15 protein-coding genes are annotated in these 19081 nt (G+C 63.2%); 4 read left to right on the plus strand and 11 right to left on the minus strand.

From position 1 onward, the window contains the following. Positions 1-36: 36 nt before the first annotated feature. From NKI31_RS07250 to NKI31_RS07260, 3 genes are all read left to right on the plus strand, one after another. Entirely contained in the window at positions 37-213 is a 177-nt protein-coding gene (locus tag NKI31_RS07250) for a hypothetical protein (protein ID WP_023683964.1), read from the plus strand. Between the two features lie 142 nt (positions 214-355). Further along, complete coding sequence (locus tag NKI31_RS07255; protein WP_023670101.1) at positions 356-682, plus strand: hypothetical protein; 327 nt, start codon at positions 356-358, stop codon at positions 680-682. An 83-nt stretch (positions 683-765) separates the two neighbouring features. Beyond that, a complete protein-coding gene (locus NKI31_RS07260; protein ID WP_023670102.1) occupies positions 766-1008 on the plus strand; it encodes a YMGG-like glycine zipper-containing protein in 243 nt (80 codons plus the stop codon). Positions 1009-1047: 39 nt separating this feature from the next. On the opposite strand, the gene NKI31_RS07265 is transcribed toward NKI31_RS07260, so the two are convergent. From NKI31_RS07265 to xylF, 4 genes are all read right to left on the minus strand, one after another. Further along, a complete protein-coding gene (locus tag NKI31_RS07265; RefSeq protein WP_023670103.1) occupies positions 1048-2694 on the minus strand; it encodes a CHASE domain-containing protein in 1647 nt (548 codons plus the stop codon). A gap of 156 nt (positions 2695-2850) precedes the next feature. Continuing rightward, entirely contained in the window at positions 2851-3648 is a 798-nt protein-coding gene (locus tag NKI31_RS07270; protein WP_023683966.1) for an ATP-binding cassette domain-containing protein, read from the minus strand. Positions 3649-3660: 12 nt separating this feature from the next. Further along, positions 3661-4977, minus strand: a complete 1317-nt coding sequence (locus NKI31_RS07275; RefSeq protein ID WP_023683967.1) for a sugar ABC transporter permease — start codon at positions 4975-4977, stop codon at positions 3661-3663. 144 nt (positions 4978-5121) lie between these two features. After that, complete coding sequence (gene xylF / locus NKI31_RS07280; protein ID WP_023683968.1) at positions 5122-6162, minus strand: D-xylose ABC transporter substrate-binding protein; 1041 nt, start codon at positions 6160-6162, stop codon at positions 5122-5124. 266 nt (positions 6163-6428) lie between these two features. Here xylF and NKI31_RS07285 point away from each other — a divergent pair, with 266 nt between their 5' ends. Further along, positions 6429-7664 carry an ROK family protein gene (locus NKI31_RS07285; RefSeq protein WP_352650994.1) on the plus strand — a complete coding sequence of 412 codons (1236 nt, stop codon included), beginning with the start codon at positions 6429-6431 and terminating at the stop codon, positions 7662-7664. Between the two features lie 30 nt (positions 7665-7694). On the opposite strand, the gene phoB is transcribed toward NKI31_RS07285, so the two are convergent. From phoB to NKI31_RS07320, 7 genes are all read right to left on the minus strand, one after another. After that, the gene (gene phoB, locus NKI31_RS07290; protein WP_031193203.1) at positions 7695-8384 is read right to left on the minus strand and encodes a phosphate regulon transcriptional regulator PhoB; all 690 of its coding nucleotides are present in this window, start codon (positions 8382-8384) and stop codon (positions 7695-7697) included. Between the two features lie 16 nt (positions 8385-8400). After that, positions 8401-9105, minus strand: coding sequence for a phosphate signaling complex protein PhoU (gene phoU / locus NKI31_RS07295; protein WP_023670109.1), 705 nt, complete (start codon positions 9103-9105; stop codon positions 8401-8403). Between the two features lie 41 nt (positions 9106-9146). Beyond that, the gene (gene pstB / locus NKI31_RS07300; protein ID WP_352650996.1) at positions 9147-9971 is read right to left on the minus strand and encodes a phosphate ABC transporter ATP-binding protein PstB; all 825 of its coding nucleotides are present in this window, start codon (positions 9969-9971) and stop codon (positions 9147-9149) included. A 17-nt stretch (positions 9972-9988) separates the two neighbouring features. Next, positions 9989-11305 (minus strand): phosphate ABC transporter permease PstA, encoded by a 1317-nt coding sequence (gene pstA, locus NKI31_RS07305; protein WP_352650998.1) that lies wholly within the window; start codon positions 11303-11305, stop codon positions 9989-9991. After that, positions 11302-12762: a phosphate ABC transporter permease subunit PstC gene (gene pstC, locus NKI31_RS07310; RefSeq protein WP_023706293.1), complete on the minus strand. Its 1461-nt coding sequence runs from the start codon at positions 12760-12762 to the stop codon at positions 11302-11304. The genes pstA and pstC overlap by 4 nt, the downstream gene beginning before the upstream one ends. A 96-nt stretch (positions 12763-12858) precedes the next feature. Then, the gene (locus NKI31_RS07315) at positions 12859-13887 is read right to left on the minus strand and encodes a substrate-binding domain-containing protein (RefSeq protein ID WP_023670113.1); all 1029 of its coding nucleotides are present in this window, start codon (positions 13885-13887) and stop codon (positions 12859-12861) included. Between the two features lie 496 nt (positions 13888-14383). Then, positions 14384-18892: a PAS domain-containing hybrid sensor histidine kinase/response regulator gene (locus tag NKI31_RS07320; RefSeq protein WP_352651000.1), complete on the minus strand. Its 4509-nt coding sequence runs from the start codon at positions 18890-18892 to the stop codon at positions 14384-14386. Between the last annotated feature and the right edge of the window lie 189 nt (positions 18893-19081).

The following is a 19081-nucleotide window of genomic DNA, read 5'->3' on the forward strand; positions in this document are numbered from 1 at the left end:
GCCGCAGCCTGCAACGCGAGTATGGGAGGAATGATCATGACGGTTGCCGATATGAACAGGCTGGAGCAGGCCGCCCGGGTGTCGATGAGCGGCTTTCAGGATCCTGACGCTTCAGCCTCGCCTTTGCAGCACGCCTGGCATCCCTTGCTTCGCGTCGCCGCTGTCGCGCTCGTCGCCGCTGTTGTGCTGATCGTGGCGTCGCAATTGGTCTGAGCCAGATGCTCAGGTTCACGCTGCTCCCAAGCAGCCTGGCTCAGAAACTGTCCAGCTCGTAGCCGACCAATTATTAACGCCCCTTTCGGCACAGGAACTTTGACGGCTGTGGACCGTTCTTATGGCGAGAGGACGTGTCGCCGTGGAACACATCGCCGCTTTGCTTCTGGTAATTGGCTGTTCGAACAACATGACCGAATGCCGTGAACTGCCGGTGCCGGTCAGTGTTTTCGAAACCGCCGAAGCATGCACGGCAGAACGTCCATTCGCTGCCGGCGACGTGCAGGGTCAGGCCGAGCACGTCGTTGCCAAATGTCTTACGGTCGACCCCGCGCTGGAAGATGATTACGACCAGATCGTCTGGAACGTGCGCCCGGACGGCACCCTCGACGCGTCTTTGCAGATTTCCAGTGTCGTGGTCGCGTCGAACGCCACGCGCCGCGAAAAAGACTCTCTTAGCCAACAATAAGATCGAGCGGGCAAAGGCTGCTGTTTCGTGCTAAATAGCGGCTGGAGCTTACTAAAGTGAGGACAAAAGTGAGGAGAGATTCTATGCGGAAATTGATTATTGCCATGGTTGCGGTGGTCGCCGTCAGCGGCTGCAGCACGACCGAGCAGGATGTCGGTGTCGGCGCCGGTGTCGGTGCTTTGGCCGGCGGACTGATCGGCGGCGGCAAGGGTGCGCTGATCGGCGCAGCCGTTGGCGCCGGTTCCGGCCTGCTGGTGCGCAACCTGCGCAACGGCTATTGCCAGTATCGCGACAATCGCGGCCGGCTCTACACCGCTCGCTGCTGATCCGCTTCAAAAGCGTCAGACAATCGCGACGGAGACCGGTCAGCCGGTCTCCGTTTGTTTGACTGCATCAGGCTGCGGGATCCTGATTTCCACCGTAAGCCCATCGATGCGAAAATCTCGGGCAATCGTGCCGCGCAATTCGCGCGTGACATTGAGGTCGATCAGCTTGGTGCCGAAGCCGGTCTTCGCCGGCGCTTCGAGTTCCTTCTGCCCGGCCTCGCGCCAGTTCAGAACCAGCATCCGCTCGGACCCGCGCCCCTCGAACGACCAGTCGACCTTGAGCGCACCCACGGAATTGCCGGCCTCGCCATATTTCAGCGCATTCGTCGCCAGTTCGTGAAAGGTCAGGCCAAGCGCCTGCGTCGTCCTCTCGTCGAGCAGCACCTGAGGCCCTGACAATATCCCTTCCGGAAGCTCCTTGCCGAACACCTGGCCGAGCTCGATGCGCAGCAGGTCGCCAAGATCGGCCTTCTGCCAGCGCGAACGCGTCAGCATATCCTGGGAAGCCGCCATTGCCTGCAGGCGGGCTGAGAAGGAAGTTGAGAACTCCTTCACGTCGGTTGCTTGCGCTGCCGTCTGGCGCGCAATCGCCAGCACCCGCGTGATCGAATTCTTGATCCGATGCTTCATCTCCTGCAGCATCAAATCCTTTTCGAGCAGGCTTTTTTCCGTCGTTTCATGCAGCAGCGACTTGGCGTCGTAGGCGCGCTCCTGGTAGCGCGCCACCAACGCGATGGCCCCGGCCAGAAGCAGGCCGAACAGCCCGAGCATGACCGGAATGGCGCGCGAGGACGGTTGCGAAAATGCACTTGTCGGCCGAAACAGCACCGTCCACGGCCGACCGGCGACGATGATCTTGCGCGTCACCAACAGCCTGTCGCCAAAGCTCGCAACCGGCGGCGTTTCCGACTGGAACAGAAGATTGTCGGCGTCGGCCGTGCCGTCATAGACCGCGGTGTTGACCGGCAGCAAAGGCGTGCGGCTGAGCGCGGTCTGGAACAGGTCGCGGGCGCGGAAGGCCGCGTAGAGAAGGCCTGATGTCGATGATCTGGACGCATTGATACCATCCGGCGCGGTTTCGACATTGAGCCTGACGAAGACCAGGAAACCGGTAAAGGTCTGCGCCGCGCCAGTGTCCTGGCCGAGCTGGACCAGACCGCTTGCGTGCTGTGCGTCATCGGCCATCGCTTTTTCGATCGCCTCGCGCCGCACCGGCTCGGTGAACATGTCGTAGCCGATGGTGGATTCGTTGGCAGGGTCGAGCGGCTCGAACAGCACGACGGGCGTGCGCCATGGCTGTGTCGTGTCCGGATAGACCGTGTGGGCGGCGCCGCGGTCGCGCAACATGTCGCGCTCGACCGCCGCTTCGTCACCGGTCTTGGCCAGCCTGAGATAGCCGATGCCGCGCAGGCCGGCGAAATTGTTATCGACATCGAGGGCGCTGAAGAAGGCCTTGAATTCGCTACCTGAAATCTCGCCATTGCGGGCGTCGAACAGCGCCTGCGTCGAGCGCAGCAGTGACAGATGCAGATCGATACGGCTTTCGATGCGGTTGAGCGCGTCGTCGGCCGTCGCCTCGAACTTGATGCGCGCCGCTTCCTGGGTCGCGAAATAGGCGAAGCCCGCCATCGTCAGGCTGATCAGTGCAACGGCAATGAAGGCAAGGATCGGGAAAAACTTCTTCAACGCAGGCCCATGGACGGTTCGGGACCTTTATGGGCAAGTCGCCGCGGCAAGACAATGGCGCGGCCAAGCCATAATGACAGCTGGCATATCATGCATATTTAGCCGGCTTATCGATCTCGAGCATCAGTGAACATGACAGCTGACGATAGCGTGGTCTCAGGCCGCGATCTTCAGCGCACCCGGACCGGGAATGGCGCCGGGCGGGCACTTTCCCAGGATGATCATGCCGAGCACTTCGTCCTGCGTCACATCGGTGGTGAGCGCGGTGCCGACGACCTGGCCGTTCTTCATTACGCAGACCCGGTCGGCAAGCTCGAACACGTCGTGAATGTCGTGGCTGATCAGGAAAATGCCGATGCCGTCGGCCTTGAGCTGCTTTACCAGTTCGCCGACCTGCGCCGTCTCCTGCGGCCCAAGCGCGGCCGTCGGTTCGTCCATGATCAGGATGCGGGCGTTGAACAGGATGGCGCGTGCGATCGCCACCGACTGGCGCTGGCCGCCCGATAGCTTGATCACGGGCTCCTTGAAGCGCTGGAAGCGCGGATTGAGCCGGCCCATCACCTTGCGCGCCTCGGCCTCCATGGCGACATCGTCGAGTGTCCCCCACGCGGTCATCAGTTCGCGGCCGAGGAAGAGGTTGGCGGCAGCGTCGACATTGTCGGCCAGCGCAAGCGTCTGGTAGATCGTTTCGATGCCGTATTTCTTGGCGTCGCGCGGATTGGAGATCGAGGCCTCCTGGCCGTTGACCAAGATCTGGCCGGCATCGCGCTTGTAGGCGCCCGACAGGATCTTGATCAGCGTCGACTTACCGGCGCCGTTGTGGCCAAGCAGCGCCACCACTTCGCCCGGGAAAAGATCGATGGACGCATCGTCGACGGCGCGAATGCCACCGAACGCGATCGAGATGTTGCGCATGTCGATCAGTGGCGTACCGGTGGGAGCAGTTTTTTCCATAATCGTTCCTCCCTAGACGCGCTTGCGGTAGACGGTGTCGAGCCAGACAGCGATGACCAGGACAGCGCCAACGACAATGCTCTGCAGCGGCGAGTCGATGCCGAGCAGCACCATGCCGGATTGCAGCGACTGCATCAGTAGCGCGCCGAGCATGGCGCCCATCACCGTTCCGGCGCCGCCCGCGAGCGACGTGCCGCCGATGACAGCGGCCGCGATCACCAAAAGCTCGTCCAGTGTGCCCAGCGCATTGGTTGACGCATTGAGACGGGCCGACGAGATCGCCGCGCTGATTGCAGCCAGCACACCCATGATCATGAACACCTTCATGGTCACCCAGCGCGTGTTGATGCCGGCGAGTTCCGCTGCCTCCGGATTGCCCCCGATGGCGAAGACATAGCGGCCGAAACGCGTGCGCTTGGTGATGAACGTCATGATGATGCCGACAATCACCGCCATTAGCACCGGTATGGCGATGCCATGCGCGATGAACAGCCCGCCTTCGGGAACGGTGATGCCGTTCTGCTGTGCGTACTGGCGCACGATGCCGATCGGCCATGGATAGGAATTGGCGATCCACACGGCGCCGAGGATGGCCGCGCAAGTGACCACGCCAAGCAAGGTCTCGGCCCAGACGGGGCGCAGTGGAAAGCTGAAGCGCTTGCGCTGTGAGCGACCGTTGAGCAGCGCGAAGGCGACCGCCGCGCAGGCGACGATGCCGACGATCCAACTGGCAGCGGCGCCAATCGAGCCGCGTGGTCCGCCGCCCATCAGCTGGAAGGTGGCGTCGAGTGGCGCGACCGTGCGCCCGCTGGTGATGAGCCATGCCATGCCACGCCAGACCAGCAGGCCACCAAGCGTCACGATGAAGGCCGGAACCTGCATATAGGCGATGATGAAGCCCTGGAACGCGCCGATCAGCAGACCAAGCACCACGCCGGCGGCAAGCGCGACGACCCAGAGCCAGGGGTTTCCAAGCTGGAAGCCGATGACGCGAATCAGGAATTCGGCCTGTGCCACGCCCATGATCATGCCGATCACGCCTTCGACGGAGCCCACCGAAAGGTCGATGTTGCGCATGACGATGACCAGTACCATGCCGGTCGCCATGATCGCGACCGAGGACGTCTGCACCGACAGGTTCCAAAGATTGCGCGGCGTCAGGAAAAGCCCACCCGACAGGATATGTATGCCGACCCAGATGACCAGCAGCGCGCCGACCATGCCGAGCATGCGCGTGTCGAGCTCGGTCGCTTTCAGGAACCGGGCGACCGCGCCGAGTTCAGACGCTCGTGCCGTATCGGCCTGCGGATTTGAGGTCGTGTCGGTCATGATGTCCTCCAGCGGCTTGCCGTCTGGCGCGGATGCCGGACCACAGCCTAGAAGTTTGCCGCCGATGGCGGAAACACACAATTCTCGTAGAGAAAACGCCGCGGTTTCACCGCCGGGGCGCCTCATTTCTTCAAGTCGTCGAGATCAGTTGCAAGCCGCGACGCTGCCGGCGGCGACGCCCGTGCAGACTTCGTCCTTCTTGATCCAGCCGGCGTCGATGACGACGTTGAGGTTGTCCTTGGTGATCGCGACGGGGGTCAGGAACAGCGACTTGACGGTGTTGCCGCCAGGCGTGGTGAAGTCCTTGGCGCCGGCAATGTCGCCCGTCTTCTTGCCATCGGCAAGCTGCGAGGCGATCTCGGCGGCGTTCTTGCCGAGTTCGCGCGCGTCCTTCCACACCGACACCGTCTGCGTGCCGAGCGCGATGCGGTTCAGAGCGGCATGGTCGCCGTCCTGGCCCGAGACCGGAACCGTTCCGGCAAGGCCCTGCGCCGTCAGCGCGGCGACAACGCCGCCGGCGGTGCCGTCATTGGCCGCAACCACGGCATCGACCTTGTTGTCATTGGCGGTCAGGAACTGTTCCATGTTCTTCTGGGCGTTGGCCGGCAGCCAGCCATCGGTATAGGCCTCGCCGACATTCTTGATCTTGCCCGAGTCGATGGCTTCCTTGAGCACTTCCATCGAGCCCGAGAACAGGAAATCGGCATTCGGATCCGAGCCCGAGCCCTTGATGAAGACATAGTTGCCTTCGGGCTTCGCCTTGAACACTTCGCGGGCCTGCATGCGGCCGACTTCCTTGTTGTCGAAGGTCAGGTAGAAGACGTCCTTGTTCTCGATCAGGCGATCATAGCCGACGACCGGAATGCCTTCGTCCAGCGCCTTCTGCACCGCCGGGCCGATGGCCGAGGCGTCCTGCGCCAAGATGATCAGCGAGTTGGCGCCCTGCGAGATCAGGCTTTCGACGTCGGTCAGCTGCTTGCCGGGATTGGACTGCGCGTCGGCCGAAATGTACTTGTCGCCGGCGGCTTCGATCGCCGTTTTCATCGCCGCCTCGTCGGTCTTCCAGCGCTCTTCCTGGAAGTTCGACCACGACACGCCGATGACCTTGTCCTTCGCCTGCGCGACCGACATCAGCGCCAGCGACATGGCGACACCCGCCAGCATGGCGGCTGCAAATCTGTTCATTATAACCCTCCCTGCGCCGCCCACGGCGCGACAAAACCGGCCCGAAGGCCTGCACAAAGAGGCTCCATTTTTTCGAGCCTCGAAAAAATACTGGTTCAATGATAAGGCACTGTCAACATCGATTATGATGGATTCTGATGGCGTTGCCGAATTTTTTCGAGCTCCGCAATAAACAATGACAGGGCTGCCGGCGTCTGCCAATATTTGGCTGGTGCCGTCGAACGCCTTCACTATCATGAGGCGCGAGGAGGCCGGGAGGAAAACAAATGTCGGTTGGGATCCGCCACGACGATCTGCGCCGTCGCAACCGTGCGATGGTGATTTCGGCCGTGCGCCGGGCCGGCCAGCCGTCGCGGACCGAGATTGCGGCGACCACCGGCCTCAGCCATTCGACGATATCGGCAATCTCGTCTGATCTAATTCAAGAAGGCATCCTGATTGAAGGCAAGCCTGGCGAGACCGGCTCGCTGAAACGCGGCCGGCCGCAGGTCGGCCTTGGCCTCAACCCGGAAGCGGCGGCGGTCATGACCGTGGTGCTGTCGCTGAACTTCCTCTCCGTCACCGTCATCGACTATGCCGGCCAGGTGGTCGCGGAAGAACAGCGCCGGCTCGACACGCTGACCATGCCGCGCGACGAGCTGATCGGCGAATGCGTAGCAATCGTCGGGCGGCGTCTCGCGGACCCGGACCTCGATGTCCAGAGCATCGCCCGCATTGCCATGGGCATCCAGGGCATCACCGATTCGCAGGCGCGGGCCATGCTGTGGTCGCCAATCACGCCACTGACCGACATTGCCTTCGCCGACATGTTGGAAGCGGAATTCGGCATTCCTGCCACCATGGAGAACGACTGCAATATGATGGCGGTGGCCCTGCAATGGCGCCAGCCCGAGCGCTACTGCGACAATTTCATCGCGATCCTCTTGTCGCACGGCATCGGCATGGGGCTGGTGCTGAAAGGCGAACTGTTCACCGGCACCCATTCCTCGGGCGGCGAGTTCGGCCACATGATCCACCGTCCGGGCGGCGCGCTCTGCCGCTGCGGGCGGCGCGGCTGCGTCGAGGCCTATGCCGGAAACTACGCCATCTGGCGCAGCGCCAAAATGATGAGCGAAGATGCCGAGCCGGTCGATATCGGCGACGCTGATATGCGCGCACTCGCCGCGCGCGCCCGCGAAACCGATGGCCCGGAGCGCGAAGCCTATCGCAAGGCCGGTGAGGCGCTCGGCTTCGGCCTCGGCAGCCTGTTTGCGCTGATCGACCCGGCGCCTGTCGCCATGGTTGGCGTCAGCGCCGCCGCCTTCGACCTGATCGAGCCGGCATTGCGCGAAGCGATCGCCCAGACCGCCGGCGGCCAGCACTCGAAGTCGATCTCCTTCGACACCGAGCCCAACGAGCTGCCGCTGATCCGCGAAGGCTGTGCCATGCGCGCGCTCGGCTTCGTCGATCAGGAGATTTTCGCGCCGGGCATTCAGGCCAAATCCGGCAAGCATGTCGCCTGAATGGCCGGCAACGGCGCGACGCGCAGCATCCTAGTCTTCCCTGATCGCGTAGCCGGCGCCGCGAATGGTACGGATGACATCCGGCATGCGGCCGTTGTTGACCGCTTTGCGTAAGCGCCCGACATGGACGTCGACGGTTCGCTCGTCGATGTAGATCGTCTCGCCCCAGACATTGTCGAGCAGCTGGCTGCGCGAGAACACGCGGCCGGGATGGCGCATCATGAATTCGAGCAGCCGGAACTCGGTCGGTCCGAGCCTGATCTCGCTCTTCTTGCGGTAGACACGGTGCGACTCGCGGTCGAGCACGATGTCGCCGACCTTGAGCACGCTGGACAGCACTTCCGGCTTGGCCCGGCGCAGCAGCGCCTTCACGCGCGCCATGAACTCCGGCGTCGAGAATGGCTTGACCAGATAGTCGTCGGCACCGGTGGACAGGCCGCGCACGCGATCGCTTTCCTCACCGCGCGCGGTCAGCATGATGATCGGCAGCCGCTCGGTTTCGGGCCGCACTCTAAGCCGCCGGCAGAGCTCGATGCCGGAAACAGCGGGCACCATCCAGTCGAGCACCAGGAGATCGGGCACGTTTTCCTGCAGGCGGATCTCGGCCTCGTCGCCGCGTGTCACCACCTCGACGTGATAGCCTTCGGATTCGAGGTTGTAGCGGAGGAGCACGCCTAGCGGCTCCTCGTCCTCCACGACCATGATGCGTGGCGCGATCATAGGCAGTTCACCCTCATCAGGCCGGCGTGGCCATCGCCGTCTCGTCCTGCTTCGGACGATTGGCGGGCAATTGCTGGCCGGTCAGCACATAATACGCATTTTCGGCGATGTTGGTGACATGATCGCCGATGCGCTCAAGATTCTTGGCGCAGAACAAGAGATGCGTGCAGGCGGTGATGTTGCGAGGGTCTTCCATCATGTAGGTCAAGAGCTCACGAAACACGGACGTGTATTTGACGTCGATGCGCTCGTCGTCATTCCTGAGTTTTGCAAGCGCTGCCGCATCGGTGGCGGCATATTCCTCGACGACGCCTTGCACCTGGATCAGCACCAGTTGCGCCATGGCATCGATGGAGTGCGAGAGGTCGCGCGGCGTGACGCTCAAGCCCACGGTGCCGACGCGTTTGGCGATGTTCTTGGCGAGGTCGCCGATGCGCTCGAGGTCGCCCGCCATGCGGATCGAGCCGACCACGGCGCGCAGATCGTTGGCCATCGGCTGGCGCTTGGCGATCAGCGTGATGGCGCGGTCGTCCAGTTCGCGCTGGCGCGCATCCATGATGGCGTCGTCGGAAACGACACGCTGTGCCAGCGCATTGTCCGAATTGAGCAGCGCCCTGGTCGAGCCGCTGACCATCGAGCCTGCCAGATCGCCCATGTCACGGATCAGCTTGCTGATCTGCCCGAGCTCTTCATCGAAGGAGGCGACGGTATGTTCACCCATGATCTTGGTCCTCGTGCCTGAAAATTCACCCGCCGGACGGCTCAGCCGAAGCGGCCGGTAATGTAGTCCTGGGTGCGCTTGTGGTCGGGGTTGGTGAACATCTTGTCGGTGGCGCCCTCCTCGACGAGATAGCCGAGATGGAACATCGCTGTACGCTGCGACACGCGCGCCGCCTGCTGCATCGAGTGGGTGACGATGACGATCGTGTAGTTCTGGCGCAGTTCGTCGATCAGCTCCTCGACACGGGCGGTGGCGATCGGATCGAGCGCCGAGCAGGGCTCGTCCATCAGGATCACCTCCGGCGACACGGCGATGGCGCGCGCGATGCACAGGCGCTGCTGCTGGCCGCCGGACAGGCCGGTGCCGGGCTCCTGCAGGCGGTCCTTGACCTCGTTCCAGATCGCAGCCTTCTTCAGGCTCTGCTCGACGATCTGGTCCATGTCGGACTTGCGCTTGGCCAGCCCATGGATGCGCGGGCCGTAGGCGACGTTCTCGTAGATCGACTTCGGGAACGGGTTGGGTTTCTGGAACACCATGCCGACGCGGGCGCGCAGTTCGACGACATCGATGTTCTTGTCGTAGATGTCGTCTTCATCGAGCGTGATCTTGCCGGTCACCCGCGCCGAATCGATGGTGTCGTTCATGCGGTTGAGGCAGCGCAGGAAGGTCGACTTGCCGCAGCCGGACGGGCCGATCAGCGCCGTCACCTGGTTCTGGCGGACGTCGAGATTGACGTCGAACAACGCCTGCTTCTCGCCGTAGAAGACGCCGACCTTGTCGCCGCGCATCTTGATGACTTCGTTCGACTTGGCGTTCATTTTGTCGCCCACTGCATTCTCAAGGGACTGTTCGGTCATGATGTTCATACCAAATTGCCTTTTTTCTACCAGCGCCGCTCGAACCGGCGCCGGAGCACGATCGCGGTGATGTTCATGGCCATGAGGAAGACGAGCAGGATGATGATGGCGCCGGACATGCGCTCGACAAAAGCGCGCTCAGCCTCGTTTGCCCACATATAGATCTGAACCGGCAGCGCGGTCGCCGGATCGAAAGGCGTCGTCGGATAATCGGCGACGAAAGCGACCATGCCGATCAAGAGCAGCGGTGCTGTCTCGCCGAGCGCACGCGCCAGGCCGATGATGGTGCCGGTAAGGATGCCTGGGGCGGCAAGCGGCAGGATGTGATGGAACACCATCTGCATCTTGGAGGCGCCGAGACCTAGGGCCGCCGAGCGGATCGACGGCGGCACCGCGGCGAGGGCGGCGCGCGTGGCGATGATTATGGTCGGCAATGTCATCAAGGTCAGCACCAGGCCGCCGACGAAGGAAGCCGAGCGCGGCATGCCGAGGAAGTTGATGAACACGGCAAGGCCAAGCAGACCGAAGACGATCGACGGCACAGCCGCCAGATTGTTGATGTTGACTTCGATCAGGTCGGTGAAGCGGTTCTTCTTGGCGAACTCCTCCAGATAGATGGAGGCGGCGACGCCGATCGGCAGCGCCAGCAAAAGCACGATCACCATCATGTAGAACGAACCGATGATGGCCACGCCCATGCCCGACGTTTCGGGCCGGCTGGAGGCGCCATAGCTGAACAGGCCGGTGTTGAAATGCTCGGCCATCGCGCCATCGGCTTTGAGCTTGTTCATCCAGTCGATCTGCTGGTTGGATACCTTGCGGCGCGCTTCATCGACGCCGAGGTCGATCTGGCCCTTGAAGGCCGAGTCGAGGTTCGCGGCAGCCAGGATGTCGACGTCACGCGTCCTGCCGATCACCGACGGATCGGCGGAGACGATGTCGCGCAGCTGGACGCGGGCGCCTTCCGACAGGAAGCCCTTGAGCTTCAGCATCATCGGCTTGTTGGCCGGATCGATGCCGAGCTTGGCCACCAGCGCGTTTTCGGCGAGCTTGGGATAGTTCGCCTTGATCAGCACGGTAGGGTCGGTCGCGCGCTTGCCGGAGGGATCGATCACCTTCTCGTCGAAGGTGACCGGCAGCGTCACCGTCGTCTGCCAGAAGGCGGTGTAGCCTTTCGAGACGATGGTGATCAACATGATGGCCAGGAACGCCAGGCCCACCGAGATCGCAATCACGCCATAGATGCGGAACCGGCGTTCGGCGGCATAGCGCGCCTTCAGCCCGATGTCGCGGCGCGGACGCGCGACGGCGCCCGCCATCGTGTCCAGGGGGATGTCGGTCATTCGTACTGCTCCCGGTACTTGCGCACGATGTAGAGGGCGACGATGTTCATCACCAGCGTCAGCGCGAACAGCGTCAGGCCGAGCGCGAAGGCGACCAGCGTCTGCGGCGAGTTGAACTCGAGATCGCCGGTCAGCTGGTTGACGATCTTGACGGTGATGGTCGTCATCGCCTCGAACGGATTGGCCGTCAGATTGGCGGCGACGCCCGCCGCCAGCACGACGATCATCGTCTCGCCGATGGCGCGCGACGCCGTCAACAGGATGGCGCCGACGATGCCGGGCAGTGCCGCCGGCAGGATCACCCGCTTGATCGTCTCGGAGCGCGTGGCGCCGAGGCCGAGCGAGCCGTCACGCATTGCGCGCGGCACCGCGGTGATGATGTCGTCGGACAAAGAGGACACGACCGGGATCAGCATGACGCCCATCACCAGACCGGCGGTGAAGATGCTCTGGCCCTGGATGAAGGGCGAGCCGCCGGTGAGTGCCGCCGACAGGTCGCGCAGGAACGGTCCGAGCGTGACCACGGCGAAGATGCCGTAGACGATGGTCGGGATGCCGGCCAGCAGTTCAAGCGCCGGCTTGACCACCGAGCGCACACCGCGCGAGGCATATTCGGACATGTAGACCGCCGACATCAGCCCGACCGGCACTGCCACCAGAAGGGCGACGGCGGCGATATAGAGCGTGCCGGCAAGAAGCGGGATCAGGCCGAACTGACCCTGGCTGCCGCCGGAACCGGCGGCGGCGAAACGCGGATCCCACACCGTGCCGAAGAAGAAGCTCATCGGCGACACGCTCTCGAAGAAGGTGATGGTCTGGAACAGCATCGACAGCACGATGCCGACCGTGGTCAGGATGGCGATGGTCGAGGCCGCAAGCAGCCCCCACAGCATCAGCTTCTCGACGTTGTTGCGCGCCCTGGCGCGCGGCGCGATCTGCCTCAGCGCATAGAAGGCGCCGGCGACCGACAGCGCGAAGGTCAGCACGGCGCCGAACAGGCCGAGCCGGTCCTGGACCTGGTTCGCCTCGACCGCGATCGGGATCATATAGTCCTGTGTGTCGCTGGCCAGTGCCACGCCCTTGGCGGCGAGCAGCGGCTGCAATTCGGCGAAAGTAGCGGGAAGTGCGGTATCGCCATCGAGCCGGCGCAGGCCCTTGGCCAGGCTCTTCACCAGGCTGGCGTCGAGCGCTTCGCTGGCCACCTTTGTGTCGGCGGTGCGCTCGGGCAAAGCGGCATGGATGTGCCGGTCGAGATAGAAGGAAGAGCCGATATCCCAGACGGCGAGCAGCAGGACGGCAGGCAGGACCGCGAGCAGAAAGGCCCACCAGCCATGATAATGCGCGCGCGAATGCGGCTTGACCTTGCCGGTATCCTGCGCCGCTGCGCGCTGGCGGCCGATCACAAAAGCGACCACGCCTATGGCGATGACTATGGCGAGTACGAGCAAGGACGACATCACCCACCCCAGGGAAAATTCAGATCGCCGCCACCGTTGCGGCAAGCGGCGAAATCAGGGCGCGGATTTGGTCCGCGCCCTGATCCGGTCGGTTGATTACATCGTCTTTCCGGCGGCGAAGGCGTCGCGCTGGCCCTGACGTTCGGCGTCGGGAGCGGAAACCAGGCCGTACTGGGCGAGCGGGCTTTCCGGGCCGATCATCTGGTCATCAAGGAAGAACTCGACATATTCCTTGAGGCCGGGAACGACGCCCAGATGCGCCTTCTTGACGTAGAAGAACAACGGCCGCGACACGGGGTACGTGCCATCGGCGATGGTCTGCGTCGAAGGCACGATGCCTTCCACGGTAGCGACCTTCAGCTTGTCGGCATTGTTCTCGTAGAAGGCGAGGCCGAACACGCCAACGCCGGTCTTGTTGGAGTCGATGCGGGCCAGCGTCTCGGTGTAGTCGCCATCGATGTCGACAGCCTTGCCGTCCTTGCGGATGGCGATGCAGGTCTTGCCGATTTCCTTGTCGTCGGCGATGCCGGCAGCCTTCAAAGCGGCCTTGTCGCAGCCGGCGTCGAGCAGCTTGGTCTCGAACACTTCACGGGTGCCGTGCTTCTCACCCGGGATATAGGCGGCGATATCCCAGTCGGGCAGCTTCGGATTGACCTGGTTCCACTTGGTGTTCGGGTTGTCGACCAGCTTGCCGTCGACCACCAGCTTGGCGGCGAGCGCCTTGTAGATGTCGGCGGGAACCAGCGCCCAGTCCGGACCCTTGATGTCGGTGGCAAAGACGATGCCGTCATAGCCGATGCGGACTTCCTGGACGTCCTTGACGCCGGCGTCGGCGCAGGACTTCAGCTCGTCCTTCTTGATCGGGCGCGAGGAGTTGGCGATATCGATCGTGTCTTCGCCGACGCCCTTGCAGAACTCCTTGATGCCGGCGCCGCTGCCGCCGGACTCGACCACCGGGGTCTTGAAGTTGGTGAAGGTTTCGCCGAACTGCTCGGCGACGATCTTGGCGTAAGGCAGCACGGTCGACGAACCGGCGACCTGGATCTGGTCACGCGCAGCGGCGACACCGGACGATGCGGCGAACGCTACCGCCACGGCCGATGCCGTAACGAGGAATTTCTTCATGTGGCCTGCTCCTGTTCGGAAGATGGTCTCTTGGCGCCCTCTTCAAACCGGCGCCCGCTGAGGCCAATAGCCTTCGATTATTACAGTCGCATGACAGTTTCGTGTCAGCCCGGTAACGTCGCACAGACGTCTTGTGGGCCGCACCCTTTAAGCCGGTTTGTGGGAATGGAAGTTGCCGCTGGAATCAGACGCTTGCGCAATTCGTGCTGGCATCAAGTCCCGGCACACCGCAGGCCGCGATGCCGAGAAAGAAAAACCGGACGGGAGCGCGTTGCCCGTGACCAGAGCGAATCTTGGCCGAGCCATCGCCAAAAACAGGTCCGTTGGGGTAGATTCGACGCTGTTTCTTGTCGGCGGTCGCTTGCTCCCGCCCGTAACTGAATGAGCGGTTTCGTTGCGACCATTGTCCTGACTGGGCGCCAGCTTTGATATGGTGCGATCGCACCATATCCTTGGCCGTTGCGGCGCGGCCGAATCCCGGCGGCGCCGCAGGTTGCTATCCAGCGTCTCGTTGGGCTTCGCCTGATATGCCGACCCAGCGCTCGACCTTTTCGAGCAGCGCCCTGGGGCTGATCGGCTTGGGCAGATAGTCGTCCATGCCGGCTTCCAGGCAGCGCTCGCGGTCGCCCTTCAAGGCATGCGCGGTGACGCCGACGATCGGGATATGCATACCCGTATGTTCTTCCAGCCGGCGAATTGCGGCGGTGGCCTCGAGCCCGTTCATCTCCGGCATCGAGACGTCCATCAGGATCATGCGCGGATTAAGCCGGCCGAAGGCGTCGAGCGCCTTGCGGCCGTTGCCGACGATTTCGAAACTGTAGCCGGTTTCGCCGATTATCTGGGTGAACACCATCTGGTTCACCTCATTGTCCTCGGCAACGAGAATGTCGAGCCGGCGTTCATCCCCGGCGGCCCGGGCGCGGGCACGAACCGGCGGCGGTTGCAGCAAGGCGCGTTCCGATGCAGCGAGCGGCGGCTTTGCCGGCGACGGTTCGTTCCTGCCGCCGCCGGAACCGCTGCTTGCCGCCGGCAGCACACGGCCGTCCGTGATATTGTGATGGTGCCGCTGGATGGTGGCGACCAGCGTTTCCAGAAGCACCGAGGAACGCGCCGGCTTGATCAGCTGGGCGTCGATGCCGAGATCGCGATAGCTGGTGTTGGCGAGCGACTGGTCGACCGAGGTCAGCATGATGATCGGCGTGTCGGCCAGCCCTGCGGTGTTGCGCACGACGCGCGCCATTTCGGCGCCGCTCATCCCCGGCATCTGATAATCGAGCACGACGCAGTCGACCGGCACGCCGTAGGCAGCCGCGGCGACCAGCACCTTGAGCCCTTCGGGTCCGCTTTCGGCGGCGCAGGAATCGAAGGTCCATGACGCCATCTGCTCGCTCAGGATCGATCGGTTGACGGCATTGTCGTCGACGATCAGCACCCGTGAGCCGGTCACGTCGACCGGCATGATCCGCCGTCCGGTCTGTTCCTCGGCCCTGGGCAATGTCACGGTGAACCAGAAGGTCGAGCCCTTGCCTTCGGCGCTCTCGACACCGATCTCGCCGCCCATCAACTCGACCAGCCGCGAGGTGATGGCGAGCCCGAGCCCTGTGCCTTCGTGGCGTCTGGTCGACGAGGTGTCGGCCTGACTGAATTTTTCGAAGACGAGCTTTAATTTCTGCTGCGGAATGCCGATGCCGGTGTCGGTGACCGAAACGGTAAGCTTTGTCCCCGTCGGCCCCCTTTGTCCGGTCACGTCGACCAGCACGTGGCCTTCGTCGGTAAACTTCACCGCGTTGCCGACCAGATTGGTGACGATCTGCCTGACGCGACCGACATCGCCGACGAACAGGCTTTCCAGGCCCGGCTCGACGCGCACGATGAGCTCGAGGTCCTTCTCCTTGGCGCGCGTCGATATCAGCGTCGCCACATCCTCGATCGCTTCGGGCAGGTTGAAGGGCGCAGGGTCGAGCACCAGCTGTCCGGCATCGATCTTGGAGAAGTCCAGTATGTCGTTGATGATGGTCAAGAGCGCGTTACCCGACTTGACGATGATATCGGTGAACGTCTTCTGCTTGGGATCGAGGTCGGATTTGGCCAGCAACTCGGCCATGCCGAGTACGCCGTTCATCGGCGTGCGGATCTCGTGGCTCATATTGGCCAGGAATTCCGACTTGGCGCGGTCGGCCAGCACGGCGCGCTGGCGCGCCTCGCGCAGTTCGGCCTCGCGCAGCTTCAGTTCGGTGATGTCGGTGGTCGACCCAATCAGATAGAGCGAACCGTCGGACGCGATCATCGCGCCCTTGCGGGCGAACTGGTGGCGCACGCTGCCGTCGGCAAGCGTCACCGTTTCCTCGATCTCCTGTGTATCGCCTGTGCGCAGCACGGCGAGATCACTGTTGACGAAGGCTTCGCCGTCTTCGCCGAAAATCTCGATGTCCGTCTTGCCGATCGCGTCTTCCCTGCGGAGGCCGGTGAGGTCGCACCAGCCCTTGTTGACGTAGAACTGCCTGAGGTCGGAGCGCTTGGCGTAGATCGACACCGGCACGTTGTCGATGAGATTGCGGAACACCTCGTTCTCGCGCATGCTCTCTTCCAGCGCCTGCTCGCGCGCCTTGACGTCGGTGATGTCGGTGCTGGAGCCGACAAGGTGCACCGACCCATCGAGCGCCACCAGCCGGCTCTTGCGCGTCATCAATTGCCGCACCGTGCCGTCGCGATGGGTAACGGGCTCCTCGATCTCGCGGCCGCGGCCGGTGACGACGACCTCGGTGTCGTCATGGGTGTAGGTTTCGGCGTCGTCGATGCCGAAAAGCTGGAGATCGGTCCGGCCGATGACTTCCTCCTTGGGGATGCCGGTCAGCGCGCACCAGGCCTTGTTGACGAATTCCATGCTCAGATCCTGCGCCTTGATGAAGGCGGCGACCGGCAGTTCGTCCATGACGTGGCGGAACAGGTCGATCTGGCGCATGCTTTCCTGCAGCGCCTTTTCGCGGCTCTTGATCTCCGAGATGTCGACGCGCACGCCGATGAAGGTGCCGTCCTCGGTGCGCATATCGTAGACCTGATACCAGCGGCCGTCCGCATTGAGGCGCTCATAGGACGAGTTGGGCAGGCGATAGCGGGCGAGGATGGCATTGAGCCAGACATCGGGGTCGCCTTCATAGAGCCTATCGATTTCTCGATCGCCGCTCGATCGGAAATAGCCGACCGAATGTCCGAGTTCCAGGGCCTCGCGGAAGCTGCGGCCGGGCTGCCATGCCGGTTTCAGCTCCGGCAGCGTGTCCTGCAGCTTGCGGTTTGCAAAGACGAACTTGTCGTCGCGGTCATAGATGATGACGGCCGCCGGCAGCGACTCCAGCACCGTGGTGAGGTTCTTGCGGGCGTCCTCGGCTTCGGTCTCGCGGCGCTTCATGTCGGAGATGTCGAACAGGAAACCGGCGACATAGTTGCGGCCGCTGGGCATGCCGACGCGGTTCTTGCGCACGATGCGCGAGCGGCTGGCGTCCTCGGCGTCGAAAGTCTCCTCGACCTCGTAGGGCGTGCCGGTCGCCAGCACGGCGCGTTCGCTGTCTTCGAATTGCGCGGCGTCCTTTTGCTTGAGGAAGTCGCCGCCGGGCCTGCCCAGCATCGCTTGCGGGCTCTGTCCGAACAGTGCCGAAAACGCCTCATTGACGAAGACGAAACGCAGATTGTCGTCCTTGACGAAGATCGGGTCCTTGACGCCGTTGATCACCGCCTCGGCCAGCCGCGATTTCTCCAGCGCTTGGGCGAGTTCAGCCTCGCGATCCTTCATGTTGGTGACGTCGACATAGGAGATCAGCCTTTTGCCGCCGGCGAGCGGCGCCAGCGAGGCAATCAGCGTACGGCCGTCATTGCGTGGCAGTTGCCTGGAGCCAACCAGGCCGGCCGAGATTTCTGCTTCGCGCTCGGCGATGTGGCCCTGCCATTCGGCATCGTCAGCACCGTAAGGGTCCATATCGCGGCTGGCCTGCATCAGTTCGCGGAAGCCGCAGCCGATGCCGGCGCGTCGGGGATCGATTTCCCAGAAATCATAGAAGGCGCGGTTGATCACCTCCGCGCGCATCTCCGCATCGAGGACGAGCACGCCGATCGGCATCTGGTCGACCATCGTGCGAAGATTGGCGAAGGTCTCCGTAATTTTGGCGTTGGCACTCTCGATCTCGGCGTCGCGACGCTTGAGCTCGGAGACGTCGTAGTAGGTCAACAGCCGCTTGCCGCCGGACAACGCCGTCACGGAGAACATCATCGTCCTGCCATTGGCATGGAGAAATTCGCGTGGCGCAACCGAGCCGGCGCTGATCTCCTCGATGCGGGTGGCTAGGTAGTGCTGCCACTGCTGTTCATCGAGATCGCCGTAGATGCCGTTGCGGCGGTTGAGTTCCATCAACAGGCTGAACGGCGCGCCGACCGTGACGGCGCCGTCGGGAATCCTGGAGAGCTCGCGATAGGCCTTGTTGACGATGAGCGTGTCGAACTTCGCGTCAAGCACCACGACGCCCATATGCATGGCATCCATTGTCCGCTCGAGATCGGCGAGGTGCTGCGTAGCCTCGCCGGCCGGCGGATCGCTCTCGTCCTGCCGCAGTTCGTCCAGCGCACCGGCCAGTGCCGTGACGTTGCGGCCGATGCCGCGATAGCCGATGAATTCGCCTTCGCCGTCGAACCGCGGGGAACCGGTGATCGAAACCCAGCGGCAGCCGGGACGGCCGCCCTTCAACTCATAAACAAAGTCGCGAAACGGCCGATGCGCCTGCAGATCCTCCAGATGCGCGGCGGCGTGTCGATTGCCGTGCACCATCTGCTTGAGGAAATCGAAGCGGAAACGGCCAAGAATGCTGGCGGGATCGATGCCGGTGGCGGCCTGGTAGTTCTCCGAAAGCCAGGAAAAGCGCAGCTCGGCGTCGGTCTCCCAGACCCAGTCGGCGCCGGCCCCGACCAGTTCGCGCAGCGCTTCGGGCGAACCCCCGACGGACGTATCCTCGCCGTTCACCACCCCTTTTCGGGAACCGCGTCCGCCGCGTGTTCCAACAGTCCCGTCAGCCATCCCGTTCCCACCCCGAAAGCCAAGGCCGAACCCCCTCAGCGGTTCGCCGGCGGAATGTGCCCGAGAAGCATTAATGATCCGCTAACCATAACCAATCCAGACTGCGGCCAGAGCCACATTGCCCTGCGGTATTCC

The organism is Mesorhizobium sp. M0659, assembly GCF_040320605.1.
GTDB lineage: Bacteria > Pseudomonadota > Alphaproteobacteria > Rhizobiales > Rhizobiaceae > Mesorhizobium.